Origin of the sequence: Alkalilimnicola ehrlichii (genome assembly GCF_003399765.1) — a bacterium.
Lineage (GTDB): Bacteria > Pseudomonadota > Gammaproteobacteria > Nitrococcales > AK92 > AK92.
On the sequence record NZ_NFZV01000004.1, the window covers coordinates 92,031 to 117,321 of the forward strand.

General features: G+C 56.9%; 21 protein-coding genes, 5 tRNA genes and 2 pseudogenes. 20 read left to right on the forward strand and 8 right to left on the reverse strand.

What is annotated here, in order from left to right; genetic code table 11:
- Positions 1–98: 98 nt before the first annotated feature.
- From CAI21_RS05375 to CAI21_RS05390, 4 genes are all read left to right on the forward strand, one after another.
- A complete protein-coding gene (locus CAI21_RS05375; protein ID WP_116301346.1) occupies positions 99–371 on the forward strand; it encodes an HU family DNA-binding protein in 273 nt (90 codons plus the stop codon).
- A 12-nt stretch (positions 372–383) separates the two neighbouring features.
- Positions 384–459 (forward strand) — tRNA-Val (locus CAI21_RS05380).
- Positions 460–468: 9 nt separating this feature from the next.
- Positions 469–545, forward strand: a tRNA-Asp gene (locus CAI21_RS05385).
- A gap of 107 nt (positions 546–652) precedes the next feature.
- Positions 653–2,569, forward strand: coding sequence for a SurA N-terminal domain-containing protein (locus CAI21_RS05390; protein ID WP_116301347.1), 1,917 nt, complete (start codon positions 653–655; stop codon positions 2,567–2,569).
- A gap of 122 nt (positions 2,570–2,691) precedes the next feature.
- On the opposite strand, the gene CAI21_RS05395 is transcribed toward CAI21_RS05390, so the two are convergent.
- On the reverse strand, positions 2,692–3,483 hold the full coding sequence (locus tag CAI21_RS05395) for an enoyl-ACP reductase FabI (protein WP_116301348.1): 792 nt from the start codon (positions 3,481–3,483) through the stop codon (positions 2,692–2,694).
- Positions 3,484–3,755: 272 nt separating this feature from the next.
- On the opposite strand from CAI21_RS05395, the gene CAI21_RS05400 reads away from it, so the two are divergent.
- From CAI21_RS05400 to der, 5 genes are all read left to right on the forward strand, one after another.
- The gene (locus CAI21_RS05400) at positions 3,756–5,573 is read left to right on the forward strand and encodes an extracellular solute-binding protein (RefSeq protein ID WP_258868009.1); all 1,818 of its coding nucleotides are present in this window, start codon (positions 3,756–3,758) and stop codon (positions 5,571–5,573) included.
- Positions 5,574–5,584: 11 nt separating this feature from the next.
- Positions 5,585–6,658, forward strand: coding sequence for a microcin C ABC transporter permease YejB (locus tag CAI21_RS05405; RefSeq protein WP_116301350.1), 1,074 nt, complete (start codon positions 5,585–5,587; stop codon positions 6,656–6,658).
- Between the two features lie 9 nt (positions 6,659–6,667).
- Positions 6,668–7,720 carry an ABC transporter permease gene (locus CAI21_RS05410; RefSeq protein ID WP_220347775.1) on the forward strand — a complete coding sequence of 351 codons (1,053 nt, stop codon included), beginning with the start codon at positions 6,668–6,670 and terminating at the stop codon, positions 7,718–7,720.
- Positions 7,717–9,339, forward strand: a complete 1,623-nt coding sequence (locus CAI21_RS05415) for an ABC transporter ATP-binding protein (RefSeq protein WP_116301351.1) — start codon at positions 7,717–7,719, stop codon at positions 9,337–9,339. Before CAI21_RS05410 ends, CAI21_RS05415 begins: the two co-directional genes overlap by 4 nt.
- Positions 9,340–9,469: 130 nt before the next feature.
- On the forward strand, positions 9,470–10,873 hold the full coding sequence (gene der / locus CAI21_RS05420) for a ribosome biogenesis GTPase Der (protein ID WP_116301352.1): 1,404 nt from the start codon (positions 9,470–9,472) through the stop codon (positions 10,871–10,873).
- A gap of 51 nt (positions 10,874–10,924) precedes the next feature.
- Here der and CAI21_RS05425 read toward each other — a convergent pair.
- A tRNA-Arg gene (locus CAI21_RS05425) sits at positions 10,925–11,001 on the reverse strand.
- Between the two features lie 151 nt (positions 11,002–11,152).
- Positions 11,153–11,228: transfer RNA gene (locus tag CAI21_RS05430), tRNA-Ala, on the reverse strand.
- A 176-nt stretch (positions 11,229–11,404) separates the two neighbouring features.
- Between CAI21_RS05430 and glgC the strand changes: the two genes are divergently transcribed.
- From glgC to mgtE, 3 genes are all read left to right on the forward strand, one after another.
- Positions 11,405–12,676: a glucose-1-phosphate adenylyltransferase gene (glgC, locus tag CAI21_RS05435; RefSeq protein ID WP_116301353.1), complete on the forward strand. Its 1,272-nt coding sequence runs from the start codon at positions 11,405–11,407 to the stop codon at positions 12,674–12,676.
- Positions 12,677–13,197: 521 nt separating this feature from the next.
- A complete protein-coding gene (locus CAI21_RS05440; protein WP_116301354.1) occupies positions 13,198–13,446 on the forward strand; it encodes a hypothetical protein in 249 nt (82 codons plus the stop codon).
- Positions 13,447–13,464: 18 nt separating this feature from the next.
- Entirely contained in the window at positions 13,465–14,817 is a 1,353-nt protein-coding gene (mgtE, locus tag CAI21_RS05445) for a magnesium transporter (protein ID WP_116301355.1), read from the forward strand.
- A gap of 49 nt (positions 14,818–14,866) precedes the next feature.
- Here the strand turns inward: mgtE and CAI21_RS05450 are convergent, their stop codons facing one another.
- The 3 genes from CAI21_RS05450 to CAI21_RS05460 form a co-directional block, all read right to left on the reverse strand.
- Positions 14,867–15,250 (reverse strand): fluoride efflux transporter FluC, encoded by a 384-nt coding sequence (locus CAI21_RS05450; RefSeq protein ID WP_258868012.1) that lies wholly within the window; start codon positions 15,248–15,250, stop codon positions 14,867–14,869.
- On the reverse strand, positions 15,247–15,651 hold the full coding sequence (locus tag CAI21_RS05455) for a fluoride efflux transporter FluC (RefSeq protein WP_181919278.1): 405 nt from the start codon (positions 15,649–15,651) through the stop codon (positions 15,247–15,249). Before CAI21_RS05455 ends, CAI21_RS05450 begins: the two co-directional genes overlap by 4 nt.
- A gap of 63 nt (positions 15,652–15,714) precedes the next feature.
- Positions 15,715–15,801, reverse strand: a tRNA-Leu gene (locus tag CAI21_RS05460).
- An 89-nt stretch (positions 15,802–15,890) separates the two neighbouring features.
- Here CAI21_RS05460 and queA point away from each other — a divergent pair.
- The 5 genes and pseudogenes from queA (at position 15,891) to secF (ending at position 21,361) form a co-directional block, all read left to right on the forward strand.
- Entirely contained in the window at positions 15,891–16,937 is a 1,047-nt protein-coding gene (gene queA, locus CAI21_RS05465) for a tRNA preQ1(34) S-adenosylmethionine ribosyltransferase-isomerase QueA (protein ID WP_116301358.1), read from the forward strand.
- A gap of 5 nt (positions 16,938–16,942) precedes the next feature.
- A pseudogene (tgt, locus tag CAI21_RS05470) lies at positions 16,943–18,051 on the forward strand (tRNA guanosine(34) transglycosylase Tgt).
- A gap of 119 nt (positions 18,052–18,170) precedes the next feature.
- A pseudogene (gene yajC / locus CAI21_RS05475) lies at positions 18,171–18,520 on the forward strand (preprotein translocase subunit YajC).
- Positions 18,521–18,541: 21 nt separating this feature from the next.
- Positions 18,542–20,395 (forward strand): protein translocase subunit SecD, encoded by a 1,854-nt coding sequence (gene secD / locus CAI21_RS05480; protein ID WP_116301359.1) that lies wholly within the window; start codon positions 18,542–18,544, stop codon positions 20,393–20,395.
- Positions 20,396–20,422: 27 nt separating this feature from the next.
- Positions 20,423–21,361 (forward strand): protein translocase subunit SecF, encoded by a 939-nt coding sequence (gene secF, locus CAI21_RS05485; protein ID WP_116301360.1) that lies wholly within the window; start codon positions 20,423–20,425, stop codon positions 21,359–21,361.
- Positions 21,362–21,513: 152 nt separating this feature from the next.
- Here secF and CAI21_RS05490 read toward each other — a convergent pair whose 3' ends face one another.
- Together CAI21_RS05490 and CAI21_RS05495 are read right to left on the reverse strand one after the other, a co-directional pair.
- Positions 21,514–21,702, reverse strand: a complete 189-nt coding sequence (locus CAI21_RS05490; RefSeq protein ID WP_116301361.1) for a PLDc N-terminal domain-containing protein — start codon at positions 21,700–21,702, stop codon at positions 21,514–21,516.
- Between the two features lie 6 nt (positions 21,703–21,708).
- Complete coding sequence (locus CAI21_RS05495; RefSeq protein ID WP_116301362.1) at positions 21,709–21,906, reverse strand: CsbD family protein; 198 nt, start codon at positions 21,904–21,906, stop codon at positions 21,709–21,711.
- A 301-nt stretch (positions 21,907–22,207) separates the two neighbouring features.
- On the opposite strand from CAI21_RS05495, the gene CAI21_RS05505 reads away from it, so the two are divergent.
- The 3 genes from CAI21_RS05505 to CAI21_RS05515 all read left to right on the forward strand — a co-directional run bounded on the left by CAI21_RS05505 (position 22,208) and on the right by CAI21_RS05515 (position 25,285).
- Positions 22,208–23,545 carry an SDR family oxidoreductase gene (locus tag CAI21_RS05505; RefSeq protein WP_116301364.1) on the forward strand — a complete coding sequence of 446 codons (1,338 nt, stop codon included), beginning with the start codon at positions 22,208–22,210 and terminating at the stop codon, positions 23,543–23,545.
- A 528-nt stretch (positions 23,546–24,073) separates the two neighbouring features.
- Positions 24,074–24,340 (forward strand): RNA recognition motif domain-containing protein, encoded by a 267-nt coding sequence (locus tag CAI21_RS05510; RefSeq protein WP_116301473.1) that lies wholly within the window; start codon positions 24,074–24,076, stop codon positions 24,338–24,340.
- Positions 24,341–24,724: 384 nt separating this feature from the next.
- Positions 24,725–25,285, forward strand: a complete 561-nt coding sequence (locus CAI21_RS05515) for an ATP-dependent zinc protease family protein (protein ID WP_116301365.1) — start codon at positions 24,725–24,727, stop codon at positions 25,283–25,285.
- The last annotated feature ends 6 nt before the right edge of the window (positions 25,286–25,291 follow it).

Here is a 25,291-nt window from a genome sequence, read left to right on the forward strand (position 1 = left end):
TTCGCTTAGCGAGGCACGGTCTCCGCTATAAAGAAGCCGTGTAGGCTGCCTAGCCGAGTCGTTGTGCATCAAGAACAACACCAAGGGGATATAAGGTAATGAATAAATCCGAACTGATCGAAGCCGTAGCCCAGAACGCAGATATCTCCAAAGCGGCTGCTAGCCGTGCGGTGGATGCTCTGGTAGACTCCATCACCGCTGCGCTGAAAGAAGGTGATCAGGTCACTTTGGTTGGCTTCGGTACGTTCTCCGTTCGCGAGCGGGCTGCTCGTAGCGGCCGGAATCCGCGTACTGGCGAAACCATCACCATCGCTGCATCGAAAGTCCCAGGCTTTAAGGCTGGTAAAGCCCTTAAGGATGCAGTAAACTAAGCGCCTCCTATCGGGTGGTTAGCTCAGCTGGTAGAGCGTCGCCCTTACAAGGCGAATGTCGGGGGTTCGATCCCCTCACCACCCACCATTAGTTTTAGGAGCGGTAGTTCAGTTGGTTAGAATACCGGCCTGTCACGCCGGGGGTCGCGGGTTCGAGTCCCGTCCGCTCCGCCAAATATTTGCTATAATGAGAAAGGGCGCCGAAACCGGCGCCCTTTTATTTTGTCTATGGAAAAGACTATCTTTCTGTTAGCACATTCTCTGAACAGGATCGAAATACCATGTTGCTAGCGATCAGAGATCGCGCCAAGGGCTGGTTCGCGTGGGTGATCATCGTCTTGATCGCCATCCCATTTGCGTTTTTTGGCGTCTATAACTATTTGTCGGGGCCTTCGCCGAATATTGCGGCGCAGGTGAACGGTGAGGATATTCTGGTGTCGGAAGTCACCAATCGTTACCGCCAGCAGCGTCAGCAGCTCGAGGCCCAGTTCGGCGACCAGTTGGATCCGGCGATCTTTGACGACGATGAAATGCGTCGTAATGCGTTGGAGCAATTGATTAACGAGCGCCTACTGGCTGAGTACGTCGATAAGCGGGGCTTAAGGATCAGCGACGAACGCTTGCGGGCTTTGGTGCGTTCGCAGGAAGTTTTCCACGAGGACGGTCGCTTTTCTTCCGCCCGTTACGAGCAGTTGCTGCGTAATGCGGGCATGAGGCCCGAAGTGTATGAAGCGCGTGTGCGTAACGCAGAGGTTATCGAGCAGCTTCAGCTCGGTGTGTTCGGGACCGCTCTGGTAACCAATTCCGACATCGAGCGCCTCATTCGGATCGATCGCCAAAGTCGTGACTTCGCTTACCTTGCGATCGATAGGCAGGCGTTCTACGACCCGGCTTCGGTCACCGAAGAAGCGATGCAGGCTTTTTATAACGACAATCAGGCGCTATTTCAGCGTCCCGAGCAGGTACGTTTGGCCTATGTAGAGCTTCAGGAGGCACGCCTTCGGCAGGGGGTCGAAGTCTCCGAAGGAGATATTCGGGAGCGCTATAACGAAGTGCGCGACTCTCGCTTTACGCGGGAAGGCGATCGCGCCGTTCGGCATATTCTGATTTCGGTGCCGGAGGGCGCGTCGCAAGCCGAAGTGGAGGCTGCCCGCGAGCAGCTGAATCAAATGCGTGCGGACATTGCCGAAGGTATGTCTTTCGAAGACTTGGCGCGCGAGTATTCCGATGACCCAGGCTCGGCAAACCGAGGCGGCGATCTCGGCGTGATACGTCGCGGCCAAATGGTCGACGAGTTCGAAGAAGCGGCATATATGCTCAACGAGGGCGAAGTGAGTCCGCCGGTTCGCACGCCTTTCGGTGTCCATCTGATCCAAGTCTACAATGTGGAGCCGGATCGGGTACGGCCTTTTGAGGAGGTCCGCGATCGGCTCGAGCAGGAGTTAGTGGCAGAGCGGGTTGGCCACCGAATCCATGAATTGGTGGAGCAACTGAATAATCTGACCTATGAGCATGCGGAAAGCCTGGAGCCTGCCTCCGAAGCGATGGGGCTGGATATTCAGCATACCGACTGGTTCTCGAGGGATGGGGCCGACTCTGGACTGGCATCTAACTCGGCTGTAGTGCAACAAGCTTTTAGCGACGAAGTACTGCAACATGGCTATAACAGCGAGGCGATCGACTTAGGCGGGCGTCATGTTGTCGTTCGGGTCGAGGAGCACCGCCCGGCAACGACCTTACCGCTAGAGGAGGTGGCTGAGGAGGTTCGCAGTCGTCTGGCGCGCGAACAGGCCGAAGACCGGGCTCGGGAATTGGCTGCCGAACTGCGGGAGCGCCTTGAGGCCGGCGACAGCTTGGAGAGCCTCGCTGAACTCGACGGCGTGACGGCGCATGAGGCCGACACGGTTGTTCGTGGTAGCGGTACGAATCACCCTGGGGCCGTGGTGCGGCAAGCGTTCATGATGTCGCGTCCGAGCGAGGATGCTCCGAGCGTTGCGGATGTACAAGTTGGCAATGGCCGTTACGCGGTGATCCAGCTGCATAACGTAACGGATGGCGATATCGAAGCCTTGGACGAAGGAGAGCGCGAGCAATATCGCATGCTGCTGCAGCAGGCCTACGGTCAAGCGGCGCTAGCGGGTTTGCTGGCCGATTTGCGGGAAGAGGCTAATGTCCGTGTGTACGAGGACCGGATCTAAACCCGGAGCTTGAAAGGCGGCGGACGCTGCAACGTAGCGTTGTACTTCTAGGCAATAAAAAGGCCGTGCGGTTAAAGCCGTACGGCCTTTTGCATTATTTGGGCAGCTGCCTGACAGGCGGCTTATTCGAACTCGCTACCGCTTAACCCGACGATGTTGAACCCGCCATCGACGTGTACCACCTCGCCGGTGATACCGGAGGCGAGATCGGAGCAAAGGAATGCCCCAGCATTGCCGACTTCTTCAATGGTGACGTTGCGTCGCATAGGGGCCGCCATTGCATTGTAATCGAGCATCTTGCGGAAATTGCCGATGCCGGAAGCCGCCAGCGTCCGGATCGGTCCGGCGGAAATGCCATTAACGCGGGTGCCTTCCGCGCCGAGATCGGCCGCCATGTAGCGTACGTTGGCTTCCAGGCTCGCCTTTGCCGGCCCCATGGTGTTGTAGTTGGGTAGGGTGCGTTCGGCACCCAGGTAGCTAAGAGTGAGCAGAGAACCGTTGCGGCCCTTCATCATTGAGCGGCCGTGTTTGGCAAGCGCAACGAAACTATAGCTGCTAATGTCTTGCGCCATCGCGAACCCGGCTCGGGTTACGTTGTCCACATAAGAGCCTTCGAGTTCTTCGCGTGGTGCAAAGGCAACCGAGTGGACGATGATATCCAAGCCGTCCCAATGCTTTTGCAGCTCGCTAAAAACATTCTCGATTTGCTCGTCGCTGGCGACATCGAGCGGTAGGACGATGGAGCTGTCGAGGTCTTTGGCAAAGCCTTCGACGCGTGGCTTGAGTTTCTCGGTTTGATAGGTAAACGCAAGTTCCGCGCCTTCGCGGTGCATAGCTTGCGCGATGCCCCAGGCAATAGAACGGTTGCTGGCTACGCCGACGATAAGCGCACGTTTATTTTTAAGAAAGCCCATGTTTTTTAGTCCCCGACTACTTCTCGGTAAATGCAAAATGGGTAGGCGCGAAACGGGCCAGAACGTTACCCCGGCCGCGCGACCCGCATAACTTACTGAAAAAGGCGCGCCTCGCATAGGGAAGCGCGCAAGAAATTCGTCATGAGAATCGGTTTCCTAACCTTGAAAAGGTGATGCGCGCCAAAGCGCGACCGATCCAGAGGTGACAACCTGTTGTCTTTTAGCGACACTCTTTGGATAGTGTCGGCGCCGTGATTCAGGAGGAAGCCAGGGTGCGAAAATTTCTACTTGTCTCGCTCATGTTGTTGCCGCTCACGGCGTGGGCGGGCCAGCATGCGATCACATTACACGGCGAACCTAAATACCCTGCCGATTTCGAGCACTTCGATTACGTAAACCCGGATGCTCCCAAAGGAGGGCAGGTACGCCTGCATGGACGGGGCACCTTCGATAGTTTGCACGGTTACATTCTCCGCGGCACTACGCCGAACGGCGTGCCTTTTACGAGCGAAGTGGCACCGACCGTCGACTCGCTGATGGTTTCTTCCGCCGATGAGCCATTTAGTATGTATGGTTTGGTTGCAGAAACTATCAAGGTCGCGGACGACCATTTATCGGTAACGTTTACCTTGCGGGAAGAAGCGCGCTTCCATGACGGGGAGCCGATTAAGCCGAGCGATGTCGTCTTTAGCCTGAATATTCTTAAGACCGAAGGGCATCCGATTTATCAGAAGTACTATGCGGATATCGATCGCGTCGAACAAACGGGAGAACGGGAAGTCACGTTTTACTTCCGCTCGGACGATAACCCGGAGCTACCGCTCATTATCGGTCAACTGCCGGTGTTGCCGGAGCATTATTGGGCAGAGCGGGATTTTAGCCGGACGACGCTGGAACCCCCGCTAGGGAGTGGGCCTTATCGCATTACCCGCGTCGAGCCGGGCCGGTCGGTCACCTATGAGCGAGTTCGGGACTATTGGGCAAAGGATCTTCCGGTCAACCGCGGGCGTTACAACTTCGATACCGTTCGCTACGATTTCTATCGCGACGATAACATTGCTTTGCAGGCGTTCATTGCCGGCGAGTACGATTTTCGCCAGGAGTATAGCGCGGGCAATTGGGCCAATGGCTATAACACACCCGCGCGTCGTGCCGGCAATATCGTCTTAGACGAAATCGAGCACACGATTCCGCAAGGGGTGCAGGCGTTTTTCTTCAATACAAGACGCGCCAAGTTCAGCGATCCGCGCGTGCGCGAGGCACTGAACTTGGCGTTCGACTACGAGTGGGCAAATCGCGCGTTGTTCCACGACTCCTATACGCGGGCCAAGAGTTTTTTCTCTAACTCCGAGCTTGCTGCGCGCGAATTGCCCAGCGAAGCGGAGCTGGAGTTGCTAGAGCCGTATCGGGATCAACTGCCTGAGGAGGTGTTCACCCAGGTGTATGAGCCTCCGGTGCATGGCGACAGGCGGCAGCGTCGGGAGAATCTGCTGAAAGCACTGGCGTTATTGGAGGAGGCCGGCTGGGAGGTTCGCGACGGTCGTTTAACGAACGTCGCAACCGGGCAACGGATGCAGATCGAGTTTCTCTTGGTGCAATCGACTATGGAGCGAGTTGCACTTCCCTTCATTCGTAATCTGGAGCGTCTGGGAATTGAGGCAACGGTACGTACCGTTGATATCACTCAGTACCTAAATCGCGTGAATACGTTCGATTTTGACATCACCTCGATGCGTTTTCCGCAGTCGATGTCGCCGGGCAACGAGCAGCGCAGTTACTGGGGGTCTGCGGCAGCGGAGACAGAAGGTAGCCGTAACGTGGCGGGGATTAGCCATCCGGTGGTGGACGATTTGATCGAAGCCTTGATCCGCTCGCCCGATCGCGAAGCCTTAATCGCCCGGACCCGTGCTTTGGATCGTGTGTTGCTGTGGCAGCATTACATCATTCCGCATTGGTACTCCAGTACGTTCCGGATCGCTTACTGGAATAAGTTCGGCCGACCGGAGCAAAGCCCGGATTATTCGCTAGGCTTTAATACTTGGTGGGTCGATGCCGGGAAAGCGGCGCATCTTCGTGGGGAACGGGACTAAAGGATCATTGCATGAAAGCGTATGTCCTGAGGCGCTTGCTGCTGATGGTGCCAACACTATTCGGCATCATGTTGCTCAATTTTATCATCGTGCAGATGGCCCCCGGCGGACCTATTGAGCGTTTCGCCGCCCAGATGCAAGGACACGATGTCGAAGCCACAGCGCGCTTCGCCGGCGGCGAGGGCCAGGCGGGCGAAGGCGGCATTTATCGGGGCGCGCAAGGTTTGGACCCGGAGCTGATTGCCGATCTTGAGCGTATGTACGGCTTCGATCGGCCGGCCCATGAGCGTTTCTTTAAAATGATCGGCGGTTATCTACGCTTCGATTTCGGCGAGAGCTTCTATCAAAACCGCTCGGTGATCGATCTGATCAAGGATAAGTTGCCGGTCTCGATTTCCCTGGGCTTGTGGACGACTTTGCTCGTTTATCTGATTTCGATTCCGTTAGGTATCAAGAAGGCCATCCGGGACGGGACCCGGTTCGATTTTTGGACCAGCGCGGTGGTTATCGTCGGTTATGCGGTGCCGAGCTTTATGTTCGCCATCATGTTAGTGGTGTTATTCGCCGGCGGCAGTTTCCTTGACTTGTTCCCGTTGCGCGGTTTGGTATCCGACGATTGGCACGAGCTGAGCTGGCCGGCTCGTATTCTCGACTACTTCTGGCATATAACGCTGCCGGTATTGGCGATGGTGATCGGTGGTTTTGCCAGTTTGACGATGCTGACGAAGAACTCGTTTCTGGAAGAGATCAGTAAGCAGTATGTCATCACGGCGCGGGCCAAGGGGGTTTCCGAGCGTCGAGTGCTATACGGCCACGTGTTTCGCAACGCAATGCTGATCGTCATCGCCGGCTTTCCGGCGGCGTTCCTCAGCGTGCTGTTTACCGGCGCTTTCTTGATCGAGATGATTTTCTCCTTGGATGGGCTTGGCTTACTCGGCTTTGAATCCGTCATCAACCGTGATTATCCCGTCGTGTTCGGGACCTTGTTCATCTTTACCTTATTAGGGCTGATCCTGAGCTTGATCGGCGATTTGATGTACGTGGTGGTTGACCCACGGATCGACTTCGAGCGGCGGGAGGCCTGACGGATCGCTATGGCGTTGTCACTTATTAAATTCAGCCCGATCAACGAACGTCGCTGGCAACAGTTCAAGCGTAACCGGCGCGGCTGGTGGTCTTTGTGGATCTTTCTATTTTTATTCGTTTTGAGCTTAGGGGCGGAGTTTATCGCCAACGATAAACCCCTGGTGGTTAATTTCGATGGCGGCTGGTACTTTCCCGTGTTCAGAGAGTACCCCGAGACGGTCTTCGGCGGTGTATTTCCTACCGAAGCCGAGTACCGCGATCCTTATGTGCAGGAGTTGATCGAGGCGGACGGCTGGATGCTGTGGCCGCCGATTCGTTATCACTACGAAACGATTAACTACGATGTCGAAACCGCAGTGCCGGCGCCGCCTTCGGCCGAGCACTGGCTGGGTAGCGACGATCAGGCGCGGGATGTCGTGGCGCGCCTGATCTATGGCTTTCGGTTATCGGTTTTGTTCGGCTTGGCGCTGACCTTGCTAAGTTCGGTCATCGGGGTGTTTGCCGGCGCAATTCAGGGCTATTTCGGCGGCTGGCTCGATCTGTTGGGGCAGCGCTTTATCGAAATCTGGAGCGGTCTGCCGGTGCTGTTCCTGATCATTATCATGTCCAGCTTTGTGCAGCCGAATGTCTGGTGGCTGCTGGCGATCATGTTGCTGTTTAGTTGGACGGCCTTGGTTGCGGTCGTGCGAGCAGAGTTCCTTCGCGTGCGAAACTTCGATTACGTCCGCGCGGCGCGTGCGCTGGGCGTTCCGAACCAGACGATTATTTTTCGCCATGCGCTGCCGAATGCGATGGTGGCTACATTAACCTTTATGCCCTTTATCCTTACGGGGTCGATTACCATGCTTACCTCGCTCGATTTCCTCGGCTTTGGTTTGCCGGCCGGTTCGCCGTCATTAGGGGAGTTGTTGCGACAGGGACGCGATAATTTACATGCGCCTTGGTTGGGGATTACGGCATTCTTAACCCTAGCGGCTATGCTCAGCCTGCTCGTGTTTATCGGCGAAGCGGCCCGTGACGCCTTCGACCCCCGTAAGAGCTTGCAAGGAGGTGGCGTATGAGCGAGCCATTGCTCAGCGTGAGTGACCTGGCCGTACGCTTTGGCAGTGGAGATAGCGCCGTCGATGCCGTACGCAAAGTCGATTTCCAGTTGCGCGAGGGCGAAACGCTAGCCTTGGTTGGCGAGAGCGGCTCGGGGAAATCGATGACCGCCTTATCCATACTCCAGCTGTTGCCTTATCCGCGTGCCCAACACCCGTCCGGCAGCATTCGTTTCCGCGGCGAGGAACTCGTGGGGGCGCCGGAGCGCGAACTTAAACGCATTCGCGGGGATCGTATCAGTATGATCTTCCAGGAGCCGATGACCTCCTTGAATCCCCTGCACACCGTTGAAAAGCAAATCGGCGAGACGTTGCGCTTACATGCCGGTATGACGCGGGAGTCGGCGCGCAAGCGCATACTCGAATTGCTGCGCTTGGTTCGTTTGCCCGAGCCTGAACGACGTCTCGGCAGCTTTCCGCACGAACTCTCCGGCGGCCAACGCCAGCGCGTTATGATCGCGATGGCATTGGCGAACGAGCCCGATTTACTCATCGCCGACGAGCCGACCACTGCCTTGGATGTGACGATCCAGGCCGAGATACTGGAGCTGATCAAAGATTTGCAGCGTCGGTTTGGTATGAGCTTGCTGCTTATAACCCATGACCTCAACGTCGTACGTAAGTTGGCGGATCGTGTTTGTGTCATGCAGCACGGAGAAGTGGTGGAGGCGAATCAGGCCGATGCTCTTTTTGCCCGGCCGGAGCATCCGTACACAAAGAAGCTAATCGATGCCGAGCCGACGGGCCGACCGCCGAGTGTGCCTGCCAATAGCGAAACGGTACTGCAAGCCGACAATATCCGTGTTTGGTTCCCGATCAAGGGCGGTATCCTCGGCCGTACGCGCAGCCATGTGAAAGCTGTCGACGGCGTGTCCTTGGCGGTTAAAGAGGGCGAAACCTTAGGCATTGTCGGCGAAAGTGGGTCCGGTAAAACGACGTTAGGTTTGGCATTGCTTAAATTGTTATCGTCGCGCGGTACGATCACTTTCCAGGGGCGCGACATCAGTCGCTTGTCGAGCCGAGAGCTGCGGCCTTTGAGGCAGGCGTTTCAGGTCGTGTTTCAAGATCCGTACGGCAGTCTCAGCCCACGAATGTCGGTCGGGCAGATCGTCGCCGAAGGGCTGGAAGTACACGGCATCGGCACAGAACCAGGCAAGCGGGAAGCGCTGATTGCCCAGGCGTTGGAAGAAGTCGGCTTGGCTGCCGAGCTTCGGCACCGTTATCCGCACGAACTCTCCGGCGGCCAACGGCAACGGGTATCTTTTGCGCGGGCACTAGTGCTTAAGCCCCGAGTATTGATTCTCGACGAGCCCACCTCCGCTTTGGATCGCTCGGTGCAGGCACAGGTGGTGGAGTTGCTACGCGAGGTGCAGGAGCGGCATCGGCTGGCATATATATTCATCAGTCATGACTTAAAGGTCGTTCGTGCCTTAAGCCATCGGATTATGGTGATGCGTAACGGCAAGGTAGTCGAAACCAACACGGCTGAGAAGCTCTTTGAGCAACCGGCCCATCCCTACACGCAGGCGCTGCTAACCGCGGCTTTCGATCTTAGAAGCGAAACTCGACGCGTCTCCTGACACAAAACGCTCTTCTTAGAACGCTTACCGGTGGCTGCACGAAGCGAGACATCTGTTATTCTACAGGCCGCTAATGTGCTCGCCGCCGGAGCGGGTGCGTCCAAGAACCCAGCAGGATCCAAAAAACGCCATGGAACCCGTAATCGTCCTGGTTGGTCGGCCGAATGTCGGCAAGTCAACCTTGTTTAACTATCTAACCCGTAGCCGCGACGCCTTAGTGGCCGACTATCCCGGCCTGACCCGAGATCGTCAGTACGGCCGTGGCAAGGTCGGATCGCGGCCATACATCGTGGTTGACACCGGAGGGCTGGGCGACGATCCCGAGGGTGTGGCACTGGGTATGCAAAGCCAGGCCATGCGAGCATTGGACGAGGCGGACGTCGTTCTGTTTCTGGTCGATGCACGCGCCGGCCTAACGGCGGCCGACGAGGAGTTGGCCACCGTATTGCGGCGTCGGGGTACGCCTTTGTATCTGGTGGTAAACAAAGTCGACGGGATGAATCGTGCTATGGCCGGCGCCGAGTTTCATCGGCTTGGGTTGGGCGAGCCGCATATGATCGCTGCCTCGCAGGGAACGCATGTCGCACCCTTCATCGAGCAGGTATTGACGGACCTTGCACCGCAAGAATCCGGCCCTGAGGGGTTACCGGCGGAACTCGAAGAGGGGATTAAGGTAGCCGTGGTGGGCCGTCCCAACGTCGGAAAGAGTACTCTGGTAAATCGTATGCTGGGGGAAGAGCGGGTCTTGGTCTACGACATGCCGGGTACTACGCGCGATAGTATTTTTATCCCCTTCGAGCGCGACGACTGTCAGTACACGTTGATCGATACGGCTGGGGTGCGACGGCGCGCGCGAATTGACGAAGCGGTGGAAAAATTCAGCGTAGTGAAAACGCTACAGGCTATAGAGGCCGCCAATGTCGTCATTATGGTGGTCGATGCGCATGAGGCGGTGACTGACCAGGACGCATCGTTAGCGGGTCACGTGCTCGAATCCGGGCGGGCATTGGTGCTGGCGGTAAATAAGTGGGACGGTCTGCAACCGGCGCAGAAAGAAAGTGTGCGTCGACAGTTGGATGTTAAACTCGGTTTCCTGGATTTCGCCCGCACTCACTATATCTCCGCCCTGCATGGCTCCGGCGTAGGATTGCTGTTCGACGATATTCGCAAGGCTTACGATGCGGCTATGCGAAAGCTCTCTACGCCTTTGTTAAACGAGGTGTTATCCGACGCCGTTGCCGCCCACGAGCCGCCTTTAGTGCATGGGCGTCGGATCAAGTTGCGTTATGCGCACCAAGGCGGACAGAACCCGCCGTTGATCGTGATCCATGGTAACCAAACCGAGAAAGTGCCGGCGGGGTATCGGCGATATTTAATCAATGTGTTTCGCCGCGAATTGGGGTTGCAAGGGACGCCGGTGCGTATCGAGTTCAAGACCGGCCAGAACCCTTACGAGGGGCGGCAAAACAAGCTGACCCCACGGCAGTTGGCGCGTCGCCGTCGGTTGATGCGCTTTGTTAAGCGGAAAGGGTAAGACGACGTTGTAGGTGGTGGGGGGCACGCAAGCAGCGTTTATCGAATCGAATGGTGCCCCGGAGAGGATTCGAACCTCTGACCTATCGCTTAGGAGGCGATTGCTCTATCCAGCTGAGCTACCGGGGCTGCGCAAGAAGACGCTTTCGACAAAGCGCGTTTGACGAAGCTGCGCCAGTATAACGGAGCTTACGCTATCCGACAAAGCGAGGCGGGTATCCTCCGCTAAAGCGCGATGAACCTAAAAAAAGACCAGCGGATGCTGGTCTTTACACGTATTTGGTGGAGCCGAGGGGAGTCGAACCCCTGACCTCAGCAGTGCGATTGCTGCGCTCTCCCAACTGAGCTACGGCCCCGTTGGTCCGATAATTTATCACTCCTGTATAAGGAAGGCTAGAGAAGTGCCTGCGAGCGCCGGTAGCTGAACGGTGTACTTGAAAAACAGCGCCGACTGATCGTCGTTGGCAGGCGTCGCTTCGACCAGTATCCTACGGCGCAGTCGTTGATGCCCCGATGCGGAGATCCAAGAACCATGTTTCTTGAACGTAACCCTCGCTTTGTAAGTCGTCTCACCCGTGACACCCTAGCGTTGATTATGGCAGGGGGGCGCGGCGGTCGGCTGGCTAACCTGACCGATTGGCGCACTAAGCCTGCGGTTCCCTTCGGCGGTAAATTCCGGTTGATCGACTTCCCGCTGTCCAATTGCATTAACTCCGGCATCCGCAGAATCGGAGTACTTACCCAGTACAAAGCGCACTCGTTGATTCAACACGTGCAGCGCGGATGGGGGTTTTTACGCGGGGAGTTCGGCGAGTTTGTGGAGATTATCCCCGCCCAGCAACGCTTGGATAAGCCGATTTGGTTTGCGGGCACGGCGGATGCGGTTTATCAGAACATCGACATTATCAAAGCACATAACCCCAGCTATGTTCTGATCTTGGCTGGCGACCATGTGTATAAGATGGATTACGGCAATATCATCGCGCGGCATGTGGAGAGCGGTGCCGATATGACCGTCGGCTGCGTGGAGATGCCTCGGGAGCGGGCCCGCTCGTTCGGGGTGATGACGGCCGACAACGACGGCAAGGTGCTTCGCTTTAACGAAAAGCCTAAGGAGCCGGAGCCTATGCCCGGCCGTCCCGATCATGCCTTGGTGTCGATGGGCATCTATGTCTTTAATCGCGAGTATCTTTTTCAGAAACTACGAGAGGATGCGGAAAATCTCGGTTCCGCGCGCGATTTCGGCAAAGATATTATCCCGGCGGCTATTGCTACCGATAAAGTCATGGCTTACCCCTTCAGCGATCCGCACTCCGGCGAGCAGGCGTATTGGCGCGATGTGGGTACGGTTGATGCATTTTACGAAGCTAATCAGGAGCTTATTGGCGAGGCTCCCGAGTTGGATATCTACGACGACGAATGGCCGATCTGGACTTACCAAGCGCAGTTGCCGCCGGCGAAGTTTATCTACGATAACGAGGATATGTGCGGTATGGCGGTAGATTCGATGGTCTCCGGCGGTGATATTATCGCCGGTGCCGTCGTGCGTCACTCGTTGTTGTTTTCGCAAGTTGTCGTCAATCCACGGGCGGAAGTGCGAGATTCGGTAATTTTACCGGATGTTGTGGTCGGAGAAGGTTGTCGAATTACCCGGGCTGTCATTGACGAGGGCTGCCGCATTCCTCCCGGTATGGTGATCGGCGAAGATGCCGAGGCGGACCGTCGGCGCTTTTTCGTATCGCCTAAAGGCGTTGTGCTGGTAACAACGGAAATGTTGGGCCAGGAGGTGGCTCACGTGCGCTGACATCGAAATCTCAGCATAAATAATTGATCCTTAGCGCGAACAATGTAAAATTGGCCGCGCACTTTGCAGCAAGAGGGCTTACATCCTTGGAACCTGGTAGTTGTCATTTAAACAGCAACGTTATCTCGTTCGGGCGGTAAGTACTCTCGGTTGTTTCCTTTCACCGACATGCTTTCCGCCTGGTAGCGGTGGGAAGCGCGTGCGGTCGACACGCATAGGCTGATTTCAGCCGTTTTTCCCTCGGTTCTTATTTCGTCGCTTGTAAGCAGCGGGAGCTCCCGATGCTGAAGGCGCGCCGATTCGTTTCTTTTGCCCTGACGGGTAACGGAATCGTCCGGCGTTGCCGCAACAAGCTGCTTTTGTCCGCAGTCGTTCGTTGGTGGGAGCGCGTGTGCCTTAACCGGGCCTTAGGTTGCGGTGGGGCGGGCGGCTCTTGCCTGGCGTAACGGCTAATGCACATCGCAATAAACGTATAGGTCAAGACGAGCGTCGAGTCCGACGCGGCTTGAAAAGGTGATGCCATGGCTGAACGTAAAGAAATTATAGACTTTTCCGCGCTGGTCGAGCGTGGCGACTGGGAAGTGGTGGCCGAAGTGTTGGCCTCGTTGCCGGAACATGAGGTTGCGGGTCGATTGGAGCAGCTTGAAGCGGAGCAGCGCTTGCGGGCGTTTGCGCTATTGCCGCCGACGCGCCGGACGCGAGTGTATTCGGCGCTAAATCCCGCCAAGCAAAATCGCGCGCTGGCACAAGTTCTGGCAGCCGTACGGTAAGAAGGAAGGGGCGTGCCAATGGAGCAAAATCAAGAAGCCCTCTTGCTAAGAGAGCTGGTTCAGCGCGAGGCCTGGGAAGAACTTGCCGAGCAGTACGACGCATTGCATGTGCAAGATATCGCGGATGCGTTGGGCGATCTCAATACGGCGCTTATCGTTCGTGCCTTCAACGAGTTACCGCGTGAGCGCTGGCCGGAAGTGTTTGCTTATTTCGAACCGCCGGTGCAATACGATCTGCTGCGCCAGGTTAGCGATCAGGACGGGCGTTTTCTGCTAGCCGGTTTGTTGCCCGACGACCGTACCGCCTTGCTGGAAGAGCTTCCGCAGGAAGGTGTGGAGGCGCTGTTAAAGCTTTTGACACCGGAGGATCTTAAGCAAGCGTTAAAGCTGCTTGGCTATCCTGAGAACAGTGCCGGGCGCTTGATGAACACCCGCTTCGTTGCGGTGCATCCGGAATGGACGCTGGCACAGGCTTTGGAGCATGTGCGCAGAGTGGGCGAGCACGGAGAGACGGTCAACACGCTCTATGTCACCGATCATAGCGGCCGTTTGGAAGGCACGGTAAGCCTAAAGCGCTTGGTGTTAGGGGAGCCGCAAGCGCTGGTGGAGAGCTTGGTGTCCGGCCCCGCCGTGAGTGTGCTTGCTTCGGAAGAGCGCACCGAGGCGGCGAGGATGATCCAGCACTACGACATCACAGCTTTGCCCGTGGTCGACCGCAGCGGCATCATGCTGGGGATTGTGACCGTCGATGACGTCATGGACGTGTTGGAAGAGGAGAATACCGAGGACTTCCAGAAAATCGGCGGTACCGGCGCCTTTAATTTGAGCTTGCGCGATGCTCGCCCGTCGCTTTTGTATCGTAAACGCGTCGGCTGGCTGGTTTTGCTGGTGTTCATGAATATCTTCGGCGGCGCGAGTATTGCGTATTTCGAAGACACCATCGAGGCGGTGATTGCGTTGGTATTCTTCCTGCCGTTGATCGTCGATTCCGGCGGCAACGCCGGATCGCAGTCGGCGACGTTGATGGTGCGGGCGTTGGCCACCGGCGATGTGCAGGCACGCGATTGGCTCAAACTATGGGGGAAAGAGTTGGGCGTTGCGACTGCGCTTGGTGTGACGATGGGGCTTGCGGTCTGGGGCTTAGGCCTTTGGCGTGGTGGGCCCGAGGTCGGGACGGTGGTTGCGTTGTCGATGGTGGCCGTGGTTATCTTCGGCAGCATGATCGGCATGCTGTTGCCTTTCCTGCTAACCCGTTTGAATTTCGACCCGGCAACGGCGAGCGCCCCGCTTATTACGTCTATCGCCGATATCTGCGGGATCCTGATCTACTTCTCGATCGCTACGGCATTGTTGACCATACCGGTTGGGTAGGGGGAAATGTCATGTTAAGGCCGCGCTCGCTTTTGTTGCGAGTGCGGCCTTACGGTTTTACCCATGTCAAAGCCAGCCGGTAACCAAGCCAGACTCCGAAAAGACTAAGGCTCAACGTCGATCCCATATATAGCCAGCCGAGCAGTGGCGTTTTCTCTAACAGACGCAGCGATTCCAGACTGAATAGCGAAAACGTCGTATAGCCGCCAAGAAAGCCGGTGACAATGAACTGATGCGTGGCGACGGAGACTTTGAGGCGACCGGCTGTGCTCCAGGTTGCGAACAGGCCGATTAAAAACGAGCCGGTAACATTGACCCACAGCGTTTCCCAAGGGAAACCGGTGCTGCCCATGCTATGTACTGCGACGCCGCAAAGGTAACGGGTGCTGCCTCCTAGGGCACTGCCGAGCGCGACCCACAGCCAGAGCTTCATGAGTTGCCCACCCACCCATTGCCAATGAATAGTCCCAGCCAAACCCCGCCGAGGCACAACGCCACCGAAACCAGCACGTTAGTTGCCGCCGTGAGTAAGCGTTGCTTGACGGCCAAGTTAAGGGTTTGTAGCGAGAAGGAAGAAACCGTGGTGTAGCTGCCGCAGACGCCAACGATCAGCAGCCATTTTGCTTGCTCTAGTTCGGTTAAAGGAGCGCCGTCGGTCGTCAGCGATACGAGTAGGCCGATCAGTATCGCCCCGCTGACATTAACGACCAGCGTGCCCCATGGAAAGCGCTCCCCGAGCCAGCGGTTCGCGATGCTAATTACGCCATAGCGTGCTCCTCCTCCTAGGGCGCTGCCGACAAAGACGGCGAGGAGGTTGAGTAGCAGGTCATTCACCAGGAAGTCGTTTTTTCTATGGCGTGCTCGTACGAGCGCTTTGGAGACATGCAAAGAGAAAAATGGTGCCGGGAGCGAGAATCGAACTCGCACTCCCTCACGGGAACCGGATTTTGAATCCGGCGCGTCTACCAGTTCCGCCACCCCGGCACGATTGAGGGGGATTATAACGATACTTTTCGTCTACAGCAAAGGGATTTGCTCGCGCGGTCGTAACGAACTTGTTAATATGCCGCGCCATGCAGCGTTCTGACTTTCAATTCGATCTGCCTCCGGAGTTGATTGCCGACTATCCGCTCGCCGAGCGAAGCGGCAGTCGCCTGTTGCAGTTAAATGGCCGGACCGGCGAATGCCGGGACGGTCGGTTCCGCGATCTCGAGCAGTTGTTACGGCCCGGCGATCTCCTTGTGCTAAACGACACACGGGTCATTCCCGCGCGCTTGCACGGCGAAAAAGCCACTGGCGGTAAAGTCGAGGTGCTGATAGAGCGTGTTCTCGACCAACGCCGGGCGCTTGCGCACATACGGGCGAGCAAGGCACCGAAGCCGGGGGCTTCGCTATGGCTTGAAGGCGCAATCTCCGTCACTGTGGTAGGGCGCGAAGGGGAGTTTTTCCTCATCGAAGTCGAGGCGGCGGAGAATCTGCTCGGGTTGCTTGAGCGTCATGGCCATATGCCGTTGCCGCCGTATATTCGGCGGCCGGACGAGGAGCATGATCGCGAGCGTTATCAGACCGTCTATGCGCAGCGCCCGGGAGCCGTTGCCGCACCGACGGCCGGCTTGCATTTCGACGACGAACTCCTGGCTCGTTTAAGTGCCAAAGGTGTTGGCCAGGCGCGGGTCACGTTGCATGTCGGTGCCGGCACGTTTCAGCCGATGCGAGCCGAACGTTTGGAAGAGCACCGGATGCATCGCGAATACTTGGAAGTCAGCCCCGAGACCTGCGCCCAGATAACGGCGGCTAAAGAGGCCGGAGGGCGTATTGTCGCGGTCGGTACGACGGTGGTGCGCAGCTTGGAAACGGCGGCCCGGCACGGTCGCTTGGCTCCGTTCCAGGGCGAAACCGACATTTTTATCTATCCCGGTTTTACGTTTCGCGTTGTCGATGCGCTGGTGACGAATTTCCATTTGCCCGAATCGACGCTGATTATGTTGGTCAGCGCTTTTGCCGGCTACCAGAACACCATGCAGGCTTACCGGCATGCCATAGAAGAGCGTTATCGGTTCTTCAGTTACGGCGACGCAATGTTTATTAGTCCGCCCCAGCCGGCGGCGGTAGCAGAGTAAGGTCGATGCAGTTCGAATTGTTGAAAAGCGAAGGTTATGCTCGGCGCGGGCGGTTGACCTTTGAGCGTGGCGTGGTTGAAACGCCTGCCTTCATGCCGGTCGGTACCTATGGCACGGTTAAAGCCATGACCCCGGAAGAGCTCAAAGAGCTTGGTTCGCAGATTATTCTGGGTAACACCTTTCATCTGATGCTGCGGCCGGGTGTGGAGATTATCCGCGCCCATGGCGATCTGCACGACTTTACCCATTGGCAGGGGCCGATCTTGACCGACTCGGGCGGCTTTCAGGTGTTTAGCCTGGGGGCGATGCGTAAGATTACGGAACAAGGTGTGCGTTTTCGCTCGCCGGTCGACGGTTCCGAAGTCTTTCTCGGGCCCGAAGAGTCGATGGCGGTGCAGCGCGCATTGGGCTCCGACATCGTGATGATTTTCGACGAATGTACGCCTTATCCGGTGAACGAACGCGACGCACGGCTGTCCATGGAATTGTCCCTGCGTTGGGCAAAGCGCAGCAAGGAGGCACACGGAGATAATCCGGCTGCTTTGTTCGGCATTGTCCAAGGCGGCATGTATGATGGGCTGCGCAGCGAATCGTTGGCGGGATTGCGGGAAATCGGTTTTGACGGTTATGCGATCGGAGGGCTTTCGGTCGGCGAGCCGGCCGCAGAGCGTCTTGCCGTGCTAGACGGCTTAGCGCCGCAAATGCCGGTAGATCGGCCGCGTTATCTCATGGGCGTTGGGAAGCCGGAAGATATCGTCGAGGCGGTTCGGCGCGGCGTCGATATGTTCGATTGCGTTATTCCCACGCGCAATGCGCGCAACGGTTTTTGTATACGCCGAATGGCACGATGCGGATTCGTAACAGCCGCTACGCCGACGACCCGCGGCCGATCGACGAACAATGCGGTTGTTATACCTGTCAACATTACAGTCGCGCGTATTTGCGTCACCTCGATCGTTGCAAAGAAATTTTGGGGGCACGGCTGAACACAATTCACAACATTTACTATTATCAAAGCCTCATGCGCGAGATACGACAGGCGCTGGAGGCGGGCACCTTCGAGCAGTTCGTCAGCGATTTCTACGCACGGCTTGCCGAGCCGATGCCGGAATAGCGGGCTGCGATGACAGCCCAAGTTGGGGATTGAAGGTTTTTCGGGCAGACGCCTGTGACATAATGGCGCCTGCCCAGGTGTGCCCTGTGGCTTAATCGTTAACCTGAAGAGGGCCTGAAATGAGCTTTTTCATATCTGATGCTTATGCGCAGGGAGGGCAGGCCGCCGGTGGTGGTTTGGAAGTCCTATTATTTCCTATCCTGCTGATTGTCATCTTCTACTTCCTGTTGATTCGGCCGCAGGCAAAGCGGGCGAAAGAGCATAAGAAGATGGTCGAAGCCCTGGCTAAGGGTGACGAAATCGTGACCAACGGCGGATTGCTCGGTCGCGTGCTGGACGTTGGCGAGACCTTCGCTACGGTTGAGATCGCCGACGGCATCGAAGTGCAGCTACAAAAAATGCGGTCGCCGCCATGATGCCGAAAGGCACGTTTAAACAGGCGTCCAAAGAGAAAAAGAGCGCCAAATAACCTCGTTGTAAAGGCCAACGGATTATGAACCGGTATCCCTTCTGGAAATACCTCGTCCTGCTCGTCGCCATCGTACTAGGCGTGCTTTACGCGCTGCCGAACTTGTACGGGGAAGATCCGGCAGTACAGATCACCACCGTTCAAGGCGAGCCGCCGAGCGAAGCGGTACAGATGCGTGCCCTCGAGTTGCTGCAGCGCGAAGGCGTTGGTGTTCGCGGCGCCGAGGTCGAGGCGGGGCAATACCTGGTTCGTCTGAACAGCCTAGACGATCAGCTGGCGGCTCAGGATATCCTGCGCCGTCAGCTCGACAATCATATTGTGGCGCTTAATCTTGCGCCGGCGACGCCGGATTGGCTGCGTCGTTTCAACGCAGAGCCGATGTATCTCGGTCTTGATCTTCGCGGCGGCGTTCACTTTCTGATGGAGGTGGACCTTGAGTCGGCGATGACGCAGCGGCTGGAGCGGACCGTGACGGAGTTTCGGACGCGGTTGCGCGAACAACGAATTCGTTACGGGGCGGTCGAACTTGAGGGCGATCGTATTGAGATTCGGTTTGCCCAGGCGCCCGAGCGGGAGCGCGCTGTGCGTTACCTGCGCAACGAATATCGCGACTTAGAGTTTCGGCAGGCCGAACGTGGCGGTCAATTCTGGTTGTTCGCGAGCATGACGGAAGAAGCCGTGCGGGAAATGCGGCAATACGCCGTTCAGCAGAACATCACCACGTTACGGAATCGGGTGAATGAGCTGGGGGTTGCCGAGCCGATTATTCAGCGTCAGGGGGTGGACCGCATTGTCGTGCAGTTGCCCGGCGTACAAGATACCGCACGTGCAAAAGATATTCTCGGGGCAACGGCAACGTTGGAATTCCGTATGGTTCACCGGAGCGATCAAGGCGACGGGCGAATTGGGCGCGTGCCTGCCGATGGACGGGTCTACGATCGCCGCGCCGATGGCCAGGTCATCCTCGAGCGCGATGTGATGCTCACTGGCGATTACATCGTCGACGCCGCTTCCGGCTTGGATTCCGAGACTGGCCAGCCGGAAGTCAACATTCGCTTGAGCAGTGCCGGTGGGAGTATCTTCCGCGATATTACCCAAGCCAATGTCGGCCGGAATATGGCGGTGGTGTTTATCGAAACGCGCGTGGAAACGCAGATAGTCGACGGCGAGCCAGTGCGGGAGCGTACGCGTACCGAAGAGGTGATTAGCGTTGCTCAGATCCGCGAGGCCTTAGGTAGCCGCTTCCGTATCACCGGCATCGAATCTTCGACCGAAGCGCGCAACTTAGCGCTATTGTTGCGCGCGGGCGCGCTTGCCGCACCGATCGAAATCGTCGAAGAGCGGACCATTGGCCCCAGCATGGGGGCGGAAAATGTGCGGCAAGGCTTCATGGCCGTTGCAATCGGCTTCTTGCTGGTCGTCGTGTTCATGGCGGTCTATTACAAAGTGTTCGGTTTGGTGGCGAACCTGGCTTTGTTCGTCAATTTAGTCCTTATCGTTGGGATCCTGTCGCTTCTGCAAGCGACTCTGACGATGCCTGGTATCGCCGGTATCGTATTGACGGTCGGTATGGCGGTGGACGCTAACGTGCTGATATTCCAGCGAATACGGGAAGAGTTGAAGGCGGGGTTGAGCCCGCAGAAAGCGATCGATTCCGGGTACGGTAAGGCTTTCTCGACCATTGCCGATGCCAACATCACCACGCTAATTGCCGCGCTGGTGCTGTTCGTGTTCGGTACCGGGCCGATTCAGGGTTTCGCGGTAACCTTATCGATCGGTATCGTGACGTCGATGTTTACCGCTATTCTCGGTACTCGGGCGGTTATTAACCTGATTTACGGTCGCCGCCGGAGGCTGACCAAGCTGCACATTTAGTGCAGCGAGGCGAAAGGGACGCATCCCATGAAGAACCTAGAGTTTAATTTCGACTTTCTCGGCAAGCGCAAACTGGCCTTTTTCGTATCGGTAGTCTTGCTGGTCGCCTCGATTGCGCTCCTGGCGACCCGCGGGTTGAACTTCGGGATCGATTTCACCGGCGGTACCGTCATCGAGGTAGGCTATCCGCAAGCGGTTGAGTTAGACCGGGTGCGCGGAGCGTTGGACGAGGCAGGCTTTGACGACGCGGCCGTGCAGCATTTTGGTACGGCGCGCGAGGTCATGGTGCGCTTGCCGCCGATTGAAGGGGTCGATAATGCGGCACTGAGTAATCAGGTGCTACGAGCCTTACAGGACGATACGGAAGGCGTGCAATTGCGTCGGGTAGAGTTCGTCGGCCCGCAGATCGGGGAGGAGTTGACCGAGCAGGGCGGCTTAGCGATGTTGTATGCCTTATTCGGCATTTTGATTTATGTCGCTTTCCGTTTCGAGTACCGGTTTGCGGCCGGCTCGGTGGCCGCGTTGATTCATGACGTGGTGATCACGCTCGGCGTGTTCTCGCTGACGCAGATGCAATTCGATCTGACGGTTTTGGCTGCGATACTGGCGGTGATCGGCTATAGCTTGAACGATACCATCGTGGTATTCGATCGTATTCGGGAGAATTTCCTCAAGCTACGTAAAGGCACGCCCGAAGAGGTGATGAACATCTCGGTCAACCAAACCCTGTCGCGTACCTTGGTAACGTCCGGTACCACCTTGATGGTGGTGTTGTCCCTGTATTTCCTTGGGGGCGAGGTTATGGTGCCGTTTGCTTTCGCGCTCCTAATCGGCGTTTTGATCGGTACCTATTCCTCGATCTTTATTGCTAGCGGTTTGGCCTTGGCTCTGGGCGTGACCAAAGCCGACTTGATGCCGCCGGAAAAGGACGAAGACGAGGAAGATCTCGAACGCGAGAAGCCGTAAAGGCTATAAGCGTCGCCCCGCGCCGATGCGGCACGGGGCGACGCTGTATATATAGCTAGGCGGCCTTGTCTCGGTGGCTATCTTCAGTAAGGTTCGGATGGCTACTCTCGTCACAGCCCATACGTTTTCTCATTGCCCGTGAGGCCTTCCTGCTAAGCTTTGGCGGAGCGAGGTCCGAAAAGCAGCCAAACAATAAAGCCCAGGAACGGCAGCAAGAGAATAACAACGGTCCAAATTACTTTGGCGAACGTCGACGCAGCACTTTGGAAAACATTAATAAGTGCCCACACTACGGCGATTAGGAGTAGTAGGCTGAAAAAGCCGCCGACTTCTATGCCCATAGCGGCTTACAAGCTGTCCATCCATTTATTGACTTCCGCTTCGGCCTCGTCCTTGCTTTTGCCGTAGCGGGCCTGAATCTTGCCGACGAGTTCCTCGCGATTGCCTTCGAGATTATCCAAGTCATCGTCGCTGAGCTTGCTCCACTGCTGCCGAGCGCGTCCCTTCATCTGTTTCCAGTTGCCTTTGACCTGATCCCAATTCATCACGCTCCCTCCCTATCTGTCACCGTATGGTCGTGCTAACCAACATATGGGGCAGGGGCAGAATCACAAGTTTCTTATACCGTTCTTCGCGGCCGTTTTTCTGCTTCCACGCTTGCGTCAGGCTAAACAAGCCGCCACTAAAGTAGGCAGGGTTATGGGCGGACAGCGGCGGGCTCGCGGTAGGAAAACGTGCTGTTCGTTTCGCCGTTGCCATCGCTTCCGGGTGTTGAAAGCATAGTTCACTCACCCTTATAGCCACCTCGGTACGGGCGATTGGTTGCAAATGAAGGAGGATGCCCAAATGCGCAGGAAGCTGAAAGACGCTGTAGTCGTCATTACCGGTGCCTCCAGCGGTATCGGAAGGGCCACGGCCGTTAAGTTTGCGGCCGCCGGCGCCCGGGTGGTTCTTGCTGCGCGGCGGGAAGGCGCTCTAAGGGAAGTTGAGCGAGAGTGTATTCGTGCGGGAGGGCGTGCCCTGGTGGTTCCTACGGATGTCTCGCGGGCGTCGGAGGTGGAAGTTCTGGCCAAGCGTGCGCGGGATACTTTCGGCAGAATCGACGTCTGGGTCAACAATGCCTCCGTGACCTTATTCGGGCGTTTCGAACAGACACCCCTGGAGGACTACGAGCAGGTTCTGCGCACCAATTTACTGGGTTACGTTTACGGTTCGCGAGAGGCGTTAACGTGTTTCCGTAAGCAGGACCAAGGGGTCCTTATTAACACCAGCTCGATTGTAGGGGCCTTGGCTCAGCCGTACACAAACGCCTACGGCGTTAGTAAGTACGGCATTCGCGGCTTAACCGAAGGTCTGCGCATGGAGTTAAAGGATGCGCCGCATATTCACGCTTGTACGGTGTTGCCGGCTACGGTCGATACCCCGTTTTTCCACCACGCGGCGAACTACAGCGGTCGCAATATAGTTCCGATGGAGCCGGTCTACTCCTCCGAGCAGGTTGCCGATGCCATCGTGAGCTTGGCGCGAACTCCGAGGAGAGAGGTAGTCGTTGGTGGCGCGGGGCGCATGTTATTGGGCATAAAACGCGTGTTGCCGGGCGTGGCGGAGCGAATCATGGCGAGGCAGGTAGAGCGCAAGCATTTAGGGCGACAGCGCGCTATGGATAGTCGAGGCAATCTCTTTGAGCCGATGGCCGAGGGAACGGGAAGCAGTGGCGGGTGGCTGCGGGGAGCGACCCACCGTTCCGCATCCCGCCCTTGGGCCCTACTTTTGCTGATTGGGTTGGCGAGCGTATTCGGTTTGCGCGCCTGGCGGCAGCGCTACCGTCCGCCTCGTTATCGGCGCCTGTTTGCTAGAAGGCCATCGCGGGCGAGAGCCGCCATCGCCGGCTTGCCCGCGATGGCTTGGGTCATGAGAAGAATGCCGCCGAAGGGGCGGCGCAAGGCGCTGAAACAGGTCGTTCGCCATAAGATGGGAGCACGCCGCCGCTGGCCACAGCGCCTCAATGCTCGTCTGCCTATGCGCCAGCGTCGGTGGTACGACTCGTTCCGAGCTGGGGGTAAAGCTCAGTGGCCCCTGTCTAAGCAAGCGAGCGAGTTGCGCGCGGGCGGGATGCAGACGAGTAGCGGCCCTTGGATGCGGTCGCCGAAGCGGTCATTGGATCGCTCGTTACGAAAGCGTTGAGCGCGAGCGCCTCACCCCGCTCTTGCCCCGCGGCGTACGGGACAAGAGCGGGGGCAGTTCCGCTCCGCTACTCAAGCACGCCTGCCGGCATAAACCCGGTAGGCACGGTAGGGGGCGTTAGTGTGTGAAGTTTAACGCATGTTTGCAGAATTTTACAAAAGGTAGATGCCGTTGCTCGGTGTCCATATTACAAATAACTTAGGATGGTTAAATTCCCACCCGAGAATGGCAAATTAGATCAGTGAGCTATTGTAACGGGCGCTATAGACCGGCCAATAAGTGTCATAACATAAGGCCTCATGGCTCTTCTTCAAGAGTCGGCATTGCCTATAAATTGAACAGAAATTTTTGCACTTTGACGGTTGTAATTCGGCGCCGAAAAATGGATATTAAAGCTTCGCTCACCGGTTGAGTCGCGGGCAGCAGCCCTTGCTTGCGCACGCGGGTGCAGGTTCGGCTTGGCCGTTTTACGACATGGATGCTATGGGTTGAGCGGCCCTTGTAACTGCCAAAAGGAGTAGCGCAGTGGTGAAGTCGATTTACGTCGGTAATCTTCCTTTCAGTGTCACTGAAGACGAAGTAAGAGATCTCTTTTCCGCGCACGGTGCTGTACACACCGTAAAACTAATCAACGACCGAGAAACCGGACGTCCGCGTGGTTTCGGCTTTGTCGGTATGGAGGACGCTGCGGCCGAAAGCGCTATCCATGCCATTAACGGAATGGAGCTAGGCGGACGGACGTTACGGGTAAATGAAGCGCGGGAGCGGCCTTCGATTCGACACCGGCGGTTCTAGCGTGAGCGGTGAAACGGTGTGGTAAAGGGTGGCACGTCACCGTGCCACCCTTTACGCACGTGACAATTTTATTAAATTACGCTCTTTTCCTGAATAACGCATCTTGAAAGAAAAAGAGCGTTTCCTTTAATTAATGCGGGCGGCGTCGGACCGGTAAGTCGGCTGACCTGTTCGCATGAATGCTTGTTGTTTTACCTACCTCCTGTGGAACTTTCTGTGCGGTTTGTTGATCTTCTTTGTTGAGAGTGCCAAAAAGCCCGTTTTTTGACCCTTTCTCGCTTATGTCGCTGATTGACGACAGTTGTGGCCTCTGATGTGGCCCCTCTACAATGGGCGGCTAATCCGTGGCGATTGGGTTGTGGGTGATGGAGGGGTTAAACACCTATGTCTTTAGTGCGCCGTAATATGCTTCTCGTACTTTTACTGTTGCCGTTTTCGTCCGCTCTGGCGGAGAGTGAGCGAAAGGTGATGGGCTGGGTCGAGGATGTCGTGATCGAGCCGCCAGGCTTCAACATGGAGGCTAAACTTGATAGCGGTGCGCTGACCTCGTCGTTGCATGCGACGAATATCGAACGATTTAAGAAGGATGGTGAGGAGTGGGTGCGGTTTACCGTTCATAACGGCGACGGCTCCCGCTCGAAATTGCTTGAGAAGCCTCTGTATCGGGATGTGTTGATTAAACGGCACGGAGCCGACAGCCAGCGCCGGCCGGTGGTGCGCTTGGCATTCTGTCTTGCCGGCCAGTCTCACGAGGCGCAGTTTTCGCTCACCGATCGCAGTAACTTCATCTATCCGGTTTTGCTCGGTCGTCGCTTTCTAGGCGATGTGGCGCTTATCGACTCGCGTGATAGGCATCTCACGACAGGTTCCTGCCAGGATCAGGAGGAATACGAAGAAGAACCCGAAGGCGACTCCAGAACGGAATCTGAGCCCGAGGATGCATAACCCGCC